Genomic DNA, 10,304 nt, shown 5'->3' with positions numbered 1-10,304 from the left:
TTAGTAGTAATTGCCATACTTTAGGCCGTATAAAAAACAAGGGTATAAAAAGAGCATAATACAGCACTTCATAGTTTAAACTCCAGGTAACAAAATTTATGATTACAGGAACTTTGTAGTGCCAGTAAGGAGAAACATTTTGTAAGAAAAGAAGATTACCTACCAAAACAGAAAAACTAACATTATTTGCTATAATTAAACAAAGCAAAATAGCAATTAGGTAAACAGGATACAGCCTGATTAAACGTTTTTTGAAATATGATTTTATGTTGAGCTGACTATAATCATTACTAACAGCAATAACATAGCCTGATATACAAAAAAATACAAGTACTGATAAATAACCTGCACCTGCGTAACGTATAAATTCTGGCCAACGGAAATCTGTTATCAATAAATTATTAATTCCTACTCCGTGGGTTATTAAAACAAGTAATGCGCACAATCCCCGATATTGCTCAATTTGTTTACCATAAGTATGTTTTAAAAGTGGTGGCTGAATTCTTTTGTTGAAGAAAGCGGTCATTTACTTAAATTTAGTTTAGCTTTTTCAAGTCTTTCCAAACACATAGAAAAATTTCTTTTCGTGCTTTTTTTTTAATTGATAATTTATAGTTAATGTAATAATGACAATCATACAGTTAAGCACTGAAAAGTCTTCTGCAATAATACTGTAGTCTCAATGCCGTTTTCCAACCAAATATTTTTTTGATCAGTTCTATTTCTTTTCCTCCTAAAACCGGAATTGAACTTGTACCTCCCAAATCTTCAATAACTTTTAATATTTGGTTGGTTAAAGTTTTATCTACATTAAAAGCAATAATTGCTAAATCCATAGCACTATGAGCTAATGCTTTTTTTGCGACAGGATTGTTTGTTGCATTAAGTAAATGCTCTTTTTTTAATAAAAAAGATTTTAATTTTCCCTCAAGCGATTCTTTAGTTTTTACTGCTGATAAATTCTTGCTGTTTGTATATTTTCTATAGTAATTAAAGCAACTATCAGCGTAAATAATACCTTTACTGGCAAGTACTGCGCGGCAAAAATAATCACCGTCTTCATCAGGCAAATAAAACTCCGACCATTTACCAGCTTTTTTAATTATATCTGTTGGCGTTAACCAGGCACTGGTTTGAACCATCGAACCGCGATTGGTATCACCACCATATAAGTTGATCAAAAATTCTGCTGGGTTATCCGTATCAAACAAAAACGAATCTTCGTAAGCAGAAGGTAAAGCTTCATACGGGTTTTGATTGTCGAAAAAATGTACCGTGCTACAAACTGCTATTTTCTCCGGGTTTTGTAAAAGTAACTTTACTTGTTCTGCAATCTTATTTGGGCTTAATAAATCATCTGCGTCCAAAAATTGTATAAATGCTCCTTTTGCTTCCTGTAATCCTTTGTTTCGTGCTTTGCTTGCGCCTTGGTTCTGCTTAGATAAAATTACTATATGTTCGTTTTTAAACTGTTTGGCAATAGCTAAAGAATTGTCCGTCGAGCCATCGTCAATTATTATAATTTCTATATTCCGCCAGGTTTGATTTAATGCTGAAGTGATGGTTTTGGTAATATATTTCTCAGCATTATAAACCGGAATGATGATGGAAACTAAAGGTTCAGGCATGGGCGCGTAAGTTTGGTTTAAATAGCCTGATTAGTTTCTCCCGAATCCAAATAGCATAAAAAGGACTGATGGCAGCTATTAGCGAAACTACTTTGTTCTGGTCAGAAGGTGGTTTTGCGTTTAAATTATTTAAAAGCAGGATACATTTTTTTACGTAATTCCAATCTTGAAATGATCCTAAAATTGTCATACAATTCCAAAGTTGATTTGCAATCACCTGCGGATAATTATTACCTACTTTTTCTGATGCTTCTTTTAGCACATAAAAATTGGCATGTGCGCATTTAAGTTGATTACTTGCCGACATGCTTTCTATATGTTTATAATTAATGCCTGTAATCTCTGGCATGTAATCAAAACGATGACCTAAACGTGCCAGTTTTTGGTGGAAAGCATTATCTTCATTGTATAAAACATTTTCATCGGTATTAAATCCGCCAGCCGTTAAAAAACTTTTACGTTTATAAATGCCAAAATTAATTATACAACGTTCTATGGTATATTTTATCGGATCTTGGTGTAATGCTGTTAAATCATGATCAGCTTTGCCCAGCAACTTTTTAGTATGGTAATCAACATAATCAAAATTTAACAATAATATTTCAAAGTTTTCTCCCTGGTTTTCAATCCAAGTATTAACAACTTTGGTGAAGTTTGGCAGCAGATCATCGTCTGCATCATGAAAGTGGAGCCATTCGCTTTGTGCAATATTGGCTAATACATTTTTACCAAAAGCACAACCTTGGTTATTTGTGCCTTTAATTACGGTAGCACTATGTTCTTCTGCAACTTGCATAGTGTTATCTGTACTGCAATCATCATAAACTAAAATTTCATGGAAAGGAATGCTTTGCTTTTGTGCAGAAGTTAGCAACTGCGGTAAATATTTTTCAGCATTATAAGCCGGAATACAAAGTGCGACTCTCAATTAAACTTATTTAAAATTTTGTTTTTAATTCTTTTTAAGTTATACTTTAATAACAAGCTTAACTGTTGCAAATCCAATAGATCATCCAGCTTATGTTTTCTGTTTGAAGGCAAATAAACTTCATTCAAAAAATCATTACTTATTGTAGGAATAAATTTTTTTATAGTGTTAAAATAGTATTCCAAATGTGCTGGTATCAACTGCTTTGGCGATAGCGAATTACAAACAGTTTCTTTCCCGTTATTTGCGATTTGTTCATATTCTTTTTGATTTAGCGAAGCTACTTTATTCAATACTTCAGACAAGGCTTGTGCATCTTGTGCTGTATATTTAAAACCATTAACACCGTTTTCAATTAATTCTGATGCACCTGCACCATCAGAGCATATTGTTAAAGTTCCTGCTGATAAAAATTCTAAACAAGTAAAATTAAACATGTCCCAAGTAGAGGGAATTAATCCAAATTTGGCTTTAGCTTGTAAATTATGTATTTCTTGGTTTGGAACAGGTTTATTTGTTTTTATACTTATATTCCAATTGTCTGGATATTGTTTATTCAAATATTCATTCATACTGGCCCCATGTTTTTTGTAAGCCATATCTCGTCCATACCAATGTACTTCGGGCATTTTATCTTTTAAAATTTCGGCTGCATCACATAAAATTTGTGGGCCTTTCCATTGCTGGATACGGCCGGTAACTAAACCAAAAGTTGTTCGTTCTGAATAAGGAATGGTTTTGGTAACTTTAGAATAAACAGGATAAAGTTGTACCACCTCTTTATCCTGAATTTGTTTTTGCCAAAAAGCCTGGTTTGCTTTACTGTAAGTTTGTAATAAATTACATTTAGCAAAAAATAATAATTCAGTTTGTCTTACAAAATCTGATGCCAGTTGTTCTTCGGGTTTGTAATCATAATTGCTGATTTGCCCTGTGCTGCCATGCATTTTAATTGCCACAGGTTTGTTGTGATGTATTAACCAGGGAATAAAACCTAATCCAAAATCAGTACATTCTATTAGATCAAAATCTTCATCTTTTACCTGTTCCCACATAGCCCATGCCGCTGCTATGTTTTTTTGCAACTCTGGAAAAATACTAAACTTGCTAAATTTTTGAAGATATTGCTTGTATAAATCAGGCTTTAGATAACTTACTTCAATACCATTATTTGTGAAACTTTCTATACTTTGCGTATAACCGCTGCCAACCAATACTTTAATAGAAGTGCAATAAGGTTTTAATGCCGGAATAAGTTCCAGGTAATAGGTAGAAATCCCTCCGCCAGAATGAGGATAATATTCAGGAAGTATAAAAAGTATTTTCATTTCAACTTATTCAACCACAAATCCCATCACCACCAACTTCGACCAGTGCACCTCATCCTCCAAAAAACCCTGCGTAAAAGAAACAACACTTGCATTTGAATTGCACTTCAACTTTTCTGTTAACGCAGATCCTTTCAACCATTTTTGCAAGGGAAAAGAAAAGCCCATTTTTTGACGGTTCCAAATTTCTTCGGGCAATAAATCTTGGTAACTTTTGATCAGTAAACCTTTTAAAAGCTTTTTATCAAAACGCAATTTTGGATGAATACGGTTGACGGCAGTTAAAAATTCCTGGTCTAAAAAAGGCATCCTGATTTCGATGCCATGTTGCATGCTCATCGCATCAGCATCGCGCAGCAACTGGTTTTTCATGTAGATGTTTTGTTCTAAGTAAGATGCGAACATATCAGGGTTTTCTGGATTAAAATCAGGAAATTCCAATTGGTCTAATTTTTCCCATACTTCTTTTACCGGTATATTTAAGATGGCTGCAATTTGCTTCGGAGCAAAGTAACCGCGCAAAGCCAGGTAATATCCAAGTTGGGAGCGGAGGGATAAATAAGTTAACTTTTGATAGGCTGCTTTTGGCAAATATTGGAACAATTTTAAAGCGGCCTTTGGTAGTAATTGACGTAGTTTTTTGAATAGCCTTATTCTTTTAAAAGACGGGTAACCGCCAAACAATTCATCGCCGCCTAAGCCGGAAAGTACGGCTTTTAAACTTTGTTTTTTGGCTAATTTGGCAACCAGCCAGGTATTGATGCCGTCGGCAGAAGGCTGGTCCATTGCCTTAAAAATTTCGTTTGATTGTTCCAAGAAAGCTTGTTCGGTAATTTGTTTGGAAGAATGTTTGCTGCCTAACTTCTTCACCATAATTTGCTGAAACTTGGATTCGTCAAAATCCGCATCATCAAATGTCAAAGAAAGGGTGTACAAATCGGTTCCTTTAAATTTCGATGCTTCCAAAGCAACAATACTCGAATCAATCCCACCGCTTAAAAAAACGCCAATGGGCGCATCGGCAATTAAATGTCGGTTTATGGCTTCGTGTAATTTTTCGCAGATCAATTGTTTGGCTTCTTCCAAATTTGTAATTAAAGTTGAAGCTTTGGGTTGAAGATAAGTCTTGATTTCACAAGTTTCCGCTGCAACATCCCACTCCAAAAAACTTCCTTTTGGCAACATCAAAACCTGGTTTAAAATCGTCATCGGTTCTGGGATAAAACCAAAAGCTAAAAGCCAGATTTTCCAATCGGGATGATTTTGGTTGATACCAATTGCACGAAAAGCACGGATTTCCGAAGCAAAAAGCAGTTCCTTGTTTTTGATTTGATAGTACAAAGGCTTCATGCCGCTTTGATCTCGAACCAAAAAAACTTTATTTAAACTTCGATCAAACAAAGCAAAAGCAAACATGCCGTTAAAACGATGGAAAGCCTGCGTTCCCCAAACTTCATAAGCCGCCAAAATAACTTCCGTATCCGATTGGGTTTTGAACGGATAACCCAAATTTTGCAGTTCAACTTTCAGCTCCCGGTAGTTGTAAATTTCACCGTTAAAAGTGATGGTATAAGCTCCGGTTGCATTGGTCATTGGTTGGTTGGCATCTGTAGAAAGATCAATCAAAGTCAACCTTCGGTGGCCAAAGCAGATGCTGTTTTTATCACCTAAAAATTGGCCTTTTCCGTCCGGCCCGCCGTGTTGCATTGAAGCGCACATGCGGTCAACCAATTGGCGTTTTTCATTGGCAGAAGTATTTAAAGAAACCTGTCCAGCTATCCGGCACATTTTTGTTTTGCGTTGCCGGTTTGATACAGCTTCGCCGCGTCAGTTACATTTTCGTTTTGTAACTGCTTGATTTTAAGTTGATTTTACTGCTTACAGTTTATCTACCAAAGCAGCATGGGCATTCACCAAAATGGATTGCCCCAGGTTTTCCAACCGGATGATCAACTGTTTTTGCGATTTGTAACTCACCAATTCGCCGGTCAAACCAATCAGCGGACCAGCTTTGATCACTACTTTTTCGCCCGGAGAAATATGGTCCGAAGTAACTTCCAAATCCATTTCTGTGGATAAAAGCATTTGTATTTCATTGATCTGCTGGTCGGGCATGTTGGCAATTTTCCCGGAATGGTACAGAAAACGCGCAATGCCTTTGGTCATCAAAATTTCGGTTTGCTGTTTCTGAAAAATCCGCACAAACAGGTACGATTTAAACAGCGGCTCGCTTACCCATTTTTTGCGGTCGCTCCATTGTTTCAGCGTTTTTTGCAAGGGCAGATACGCTTCAATCCCTTTTTTCAGGAGCAAGTCGTAAGCCTGTTTTTCGGCTCTCGAATGTGTATAAACCGGGTACCATTTTGGCGATGCTTCTTTTAGCATAGTATTTTTTTGTTAAACGATCCTTTTAATCCAGCGGTTCAATTTCCACCAGCTTGGCGACGAGTCATCGGTGTAATAGCCCGAACTTGCATAGCCGTTGTAATCGTTGTAGTAATAGCCGCCCTGCTGGTTTTTGCTGCCCGAAGTGTAAATCCTGGAATGAAAATTTTCTTCGGAATAAGCATTGAGCAGGATGACCGTATTATTCAGTCCATATTTTCCCGTTAACTGCTGCGGAATTTCGGCCGCATGAAAAGACGATTTCCCGGCACGGATCACAAAAATATTAATGTCGCTGCCGCGGATAACCGGGATCGAATCCGAAACCAAACCAACCGGTGCGGTATCAATCATAATCACATCATAACGCAATTTCAGGTTTTCGATCAGCAAATTCAGGTTTGGGTGATGCAACAATTCCGAAGGGTTTGGCGGGACCGGGCCGGAAGGAATAAAATCAATATTTGCATAATCTGTTTTAAAAATAATTTGCTCTTGCTTAGCTTGCCCGGCCAGGTAATTACTCAAACCAACTTGGTTATCCTGATCGAAAACATAATGCAATTTAGAACGACGTAAATCGGCCGCAATTAAAACTACTTTTTTATCAATCAGCGCCAACGTGCTTGATAAATTTACAGCGATAAAAGACTTGCCTTCGCCCGCAACTTCCGAAGTAATGCAGATGACTTTGCTCAATTTATCCGGTGCCATAAAACTGAGATTGGTACGCACCGAACGCACAGATTCAGCAAAAATAGATTTAGGTTTTGCCAGCGATAAAATTTGCGTGTTGTTTTGGTCCAGCTTGTACGGAAACTTTCGGATCATGCCAATCACCGGCACATTGGTCAGGCTTTCAATCGTTTCTTTATCATAAATGTACGGGTTCAGCATCCGCAGTAATAAAATCAGGCCCAAACCCAAAAGCAAACCCAGCAAAATAGATTTTTGGTTGATGCTGCTTACATCCGGCGAAACCGGGTTAAAATTGGCTTGTGCCGGTTCGATCACCGTTGCGCCGGCCAAAATCGAAGAACGGCTAATCTGTGCTTCCAGTTTCTTTTCCGACAAAAACGAATACACTTTTTCGTTGATCTCAAAATCGCGTTTCAGGCTTACCATATCGCGCTCGGCGGTTGGGAGCGCGGCAACTTGTTGGTTTGCGGTCTGCAACTGGCTGTTTAAATAAGTCAAGGTCGAGCCGATGCGTTTTACAGAAGCATCAATGTTGGCCAACGCTGAATTGCGAACTTGTGCCAACTGGTTGTTTACTTCGTTTACCGGCTCAGAATTGTTGATATACGTTTTTTGCAAAGCCGATTTTTCCGTCAGCAGAGTATTGTAGCGCACCAGCAAACCGTTCAGCAGCGGGTCAACCGTTCCCTGCATGTTAAAATTTAAGTTGACTGCATTTTTTTCATTGCTGATTTGCTGCTTCAACTGGTTAATCGCAATCAGTTGGATGTTGAGCAATGATTTCTGCGATTCTACTTCCTGCACTTTGCCCAGCACTACCGAAGCCGAAGAACTCACATCAAAAACCTTTGCGCTTTTTTTATAGCTTTCTAATGATTTTTCGGACGATTTTACCTGTTTGGAAAGATAATCCAACTGGTTATCAATAAAGCTTATGATTTGCGAGGCCGACTGCATTTTGCGGTTTTTGTCGAAATCCAAATACTCTTTCATCAGCGCATTTAAAATATCGGCAGCAAATTGCGGGTTCGGATCCGTTTCTTCCAAACTTACTACGTTGGAATTTTTGATGATCTCGTTCACATTTAAACCGGCAGAAACGCGCGGATAAAAATCTTCGGGCGAATTAAATTTAAACTGATAAACCGAGTTTACTGCAAAACGCGTGTTGTTTGGATGGATGATAAAACTTGTTTTGCCGATGCTGATTGGTTTGTCGTAAGCATATGCTGTTTTTACCGCATGATTTTCAGTATTGTACGTAAGCGAGAATTTATCCGGATTGATGGCTTGAAAAGTGATCAGATCTTTATAAAGCGATGCGCTGTCTTCCTGCAATAGCTCGATCGCCAAAGGTTTGGCCGGATAGGTTTCGTATTTGCGGACACGGCCGGCGATAAAAAAACTTACCTTATAATCCAGATCTTTAACCGCATTAATAATCAAACCGCGGCTTTTGATCACGTAACTTTCGCTTTGCACTTTGGCAGCGGCGCGGTCGGCTGTGTTCATCACACTAACCAATTCCGAAATTTCTGATTTTTTTTCGTCAAACTTCATCACCGCACTTGTGGCATATTGCTTCGGCGTGTACCACAAATACAAACGGGCCAGGGCAAAGCAAAGCAAAACCGCAAAAGCAACCAGATACCATCGGCTTAAAACAACCCGGAACAAGCGCGCATAATTGATGCGGTCGTTCGGTTTTTGTAAATCGTTGGCCAGGGCTTCCTGCATTATTTTTTGGTAAGCGTGTAGATGATAAGTGCCGTGTTGAGAAAAACCAAAGCCGCCTGTACAATGCCCGAAACGTTTTGCATGGATTCGTTCCGAACCGTGCGTTTATTTTGGGAAACGTAAATAATATCGCCGTTTTGCAGGTTCAATTCCGGGTTGGCCAAAGTTTTAATGTTGTTCAAATCGGCCAGAATCACCTGCGGGTTTGCTTTATCCCCACGGATAATTTGTATCGTTTTTTCGTTTGCTTTGTCGGTCAGCCCGCCTGCTTCGCCAATCATATCTACCAGGTTCGTTTTATCTTTTAGCAACAAGTAATTGCCTTGTGTACGCACTTCGCCCAAAATAGTTACTTTTAGATTAATAATTTTAAGGTCAATAATAGGGTCTTTTAACAGGTTCGATTTATATAGTTCTTCGATTTTTCGGGCAGCCTGCAACTTGGTTAAACCGGCAATTGCAATTCGGCCTAAAACCGGCAACGCAACGGTACCGTCTTCCTCAACCTGATAATTTGGGGTTTGGGTTGCAGTGGCAGAACCGGTTTGCTCTTCGGCAATGTATTTTATATTTTGCAGGTTCCGGATTTGGAGCAAATCGCCGGGGCTGATTTTATAAGTTGGATAAGTTGTGTTCGGCACAGAGGCAACAGGTGGCGGCACATTGGTTTTAAATAAAGCATGTTGCTGCTTATAGGCACAGGAAGACAAAAAAAACAGGGCTAAAAACAGTATCGGCTTGAGATGGCAGGGAAATATTAATTTCATAAATATGCGGTTAAACTATTAGTTAAAATTTGTAATGGCAAATATTTTTAACAATATTATTTTTCTTTTTATATTTTGCTGAATGAAGGTCTCTGTTATCACGGTTTGCTACAACGCAGTTTTTACCATCGAATCCTCTATCCGTTCTGTGATAGAACAGGATTACGAAGATGTAGAGTATTTGGTTATAGATGGCGGGTCAAAAGATGGCACGGTTGACCTGATTAAAGCATATCTTCCCCATATCCATTACTTTATTTCTGAAGCCGACCATGGGATTTACGATGCTTTAAACAAAGGCATTGCAAAAGCAAGCGGCGATATTATAGGTGTGCTGCACGCCAACGACTGCTTTGCAGGGCTAAATACATTGCGCATTGTTGCCGATAATTTTAAGGAAAAACAGGTTGACGCCGTTTATGGAAACCTGGTTTTTTTGAACGAAAAGCAGCAAATCGTGCGTAAATGGCTGTCCAAACCCTGTAAACGCATTTTGCTCGAGCTTGGATGGATGCCGCCGCACCCGGCTTTGTTCATCAAAAAAGAGGTTTATAACCGCTTTGGCAATTACCGCCTGGATTTCGGCACAGCGGCAGATTATGAACTGATACTTAGATTTTTTTACCGCCATCGCATCAAAACCCACCATGTTGACCAGATTTTTATAAAAATGTTAACTGGCGGAATAAGTAACAAAAGCATTTTAAACCACGTAATAGGAAACATCAACGATTTTAAAGCGATGAAAATGCACCTGCTGCGTGCTCCTTTTATCACAATTATTTTAAAACCGTTGCAAAAAATATTTCAATTTAAAATATTATTTTAATTA

At 38.3% G+C, this 10,304-nt stretch carries 9 protein-coding genes; 1 reads left to right on the top strand and 8 read right to left on the bottom strand.

The features are described 5' to 3' along the window. The 8 genes from V5804_RS13005 to V5804_RS12970 all read right to left on the bottom strand — a co-directional run. Positions 1-526, bottom strand: a 526-nt coding sequence (locus V5804_RS13005; protein ID WP_369591827.1) for an acyltransferase family protein, incomplete at its 3' end; no start/stop codon positions are given. A gap of 115 nt (positions 527-641) precedes the next feature. Next, positions 642-1,628: a glycosyltransferase family 2 protein gene (locus V5804_RS13000; protein ID WP_369591826.1), complete on the bottom strand. Its 987-nt coding sequence runs from the start codon at positions 1,626-1,628 to the stop codon at positions 642-644. Then, complete coding sequence (locus V5804_RS12995) at positions 1,621-2,556, bottom strand: glycosyltransferase family 2 protein (protein WP_369591825.1); 936 nt, start codon at positions 2,554-2,556, stop codon at positions 1,621-1,623. Before V5804_RS12995 ends, V5804_RS13000 begins: the two co-directional genes overlap by 8 nt. Beyond that, positions 2,553-3,884 (bottom strand): glycosyltransferase family 4 protein, encoded by a 1,332-nt coding sequence (locus V5804_RS12990; RefSeq protein ID WP_369591824.1) that lies wholly within the window; start codon positions 3,882-3,884, stop codon positions 2,553-2,555. The genes V5804_RS12995 and V5804_RS12990 overlap by 4 nt, the downstream gene beginning before the upstream one ends. 6 nt (positions 3,885-3,890) lie before the next feature. Beyond that, positions 3,891-5,672 (bottom strand): asparagine synthase (glutamine-hydrolyzing), encoded by a 1,782-nt coding sequence (gene asnB / locus V5804_RS12985; RefSeq protein ID WP_369591823.1) that lies wholly within the window; start codon positions 5,670-5,672, stop codon positions 3,891-3,893. Between the two features lie 90 nt (positions 5,673-5,762). Continuing rightward, a complete protein-coding gene (locus V5804_RS12980) occupies positions 5,763-6,269 on the bottom strand; it encodes a UpxY family transcription antiterminator (RefSeq protein WP_369591822.1) in 507 nt (168 codons plus the stop codon). A gap of 12 nt (positions 6,270-6,281) precedes the next feature. Further along, positions 6,282-8,705 (bottom strand): GumC family protein, encoded by a 2,424-nt coding sequence (locus tag V5804_RS12975; RefSeq protein ID WP_369591821.1) that lies wholly within the window; start codon positions 8,703-8,705, stop codon positions 6,282-6,284. Beyond that, positions 8,705-9,472 carry a polysaccharide biosynthesis/export family protein gene (locus V5804_RS12970; RefSeq protein ID WP_369591820.1) on the bottom strand — a complete coding sequence of 256 codons (768 nt, stop codon included), beginning with the start codon at positions 9,470-9,472 and terminating at the stop codon, positions 8,705-8,707. The genes V5804_RS12975 and V5804_RS12970 overlap by 1 nt, the downstream gene beginning before the upstream one ends. 82 nt (positions 9,473-9,554) lie before the next feature. On the opposite strand from V5804_RS12970, the gene V5804_RS12965 reads away from it, so the two are divergent. Beyond that, entirely contained in the window at positions 9,555-10,301 is a 747-nt protein-coding gene (locus tag V5804_RS12965; protein ID WP_369591819.1) for a glycosyltransferase family 2 protein, read from the top strand. Positions 10,302-10,304: the final 3 nt, after the last annotated feature.

It is taken from the genome of Mucilaginibacter sp., from assembly GCF_041088075.1.
Lineage (GTDB): Bacteria > Bacteroidota > Bacteroidia > Sphingobacteriales > Sphingobacteriaceae > Mucilaginibacter_A.
The sequence above is the reverse complement of the archived record's forward strand: the minus strand, read 5'-3'. Positions and strand labels throughout refer to the sequence as shown.